We start from the raw sequence: 773 nt of genomic DNA on the forward strand, positions 1-773 counted from the left end.
GCGACAGAGCGCCGGCAACGGCGGCAGCAACCGCCGTGGGCAGCACTCGGGAAAGCGTGTTCGACATGGCCTCGATCTCGTGTGAAGGCGTGGATGCGCCGCCGGTTTCGGCAGGTCTGTGTTGTCGACCGTAACATCGGTCATCCATCCGTTACAGGCGCGCCGGTCAAGACTGCAGGCCGGGTGGTCCGGCGAGCCAGTGGGTGTGTCGGACGTCACCAGCAGAAGGCGCGATAGGCGATGCCCCCGCGAACTTCGCCCACCCGGATGAACAGGGCCCTCGACCAATGACCACGGGCCAACCCGGTCCACGCCGTCGGTAGAAGCGGATTGCGAACCAGCAGGGCCGTCCACCACGACGCGACCGTACGGATACTCATGGCCGGGCAACCCTGGGTCCGATAGATTCCCCGCAGCTTGGCGAAGCCGAATCCGAGCCGGAACGATTGGCGCAGCATGGGTCGGAGCTCGGCGCGGAGTCGATAGGCGACGACAGCCTCGGTACTGAAGCCGAGGGTGTAGCCGGCCAACTGCGCGCGCCAGCAGAATTCCACGTCCTGGCTGGCCCTGAACCGGTTGTCCATGCCACCGAGATCGCGGTAGACCGACGCCCAGCAGGCCATGCTGGCCCCGATGGCGAACGGCAGGAAATCCGTACGGCCCTGATCCTCCGGCGGTGTGGTCGGAGTCCAGGACAACGCCTGTGCACTGTTCAACGTCTGTGTCTCCACCGCGGTACCCGCCACGTCGAAAGACCTGGCCAGTTCGGCGAG

1 protein-coding gene is annotated in these 773 nt (G+C 66.1%); it reads right to left on the reverse strand.

Going from position 1 to position 773, the window contains the following annotated elements; translation table 11 throughout:
- Positions 1–215: 215 nt before the first annotated feature.
- A partial coding sequence (locus RHBS_RS28220) for a glycosyltransferase family 2 protein (RefSeq protein WP_272913908.1) occupies positions 216–773 on the reverse strand: 558 nt, incomplete at its 5' end.

Source organism: Rhodococcus sp. BS-15, from assembly GCF_000813105.1.
Classification (GTDB): domain Bacteria; phylum Actinomycetota; class Actinomycetes; order Mycobacteriales; family Mycobacteriaceae; genus Rhodococcoides.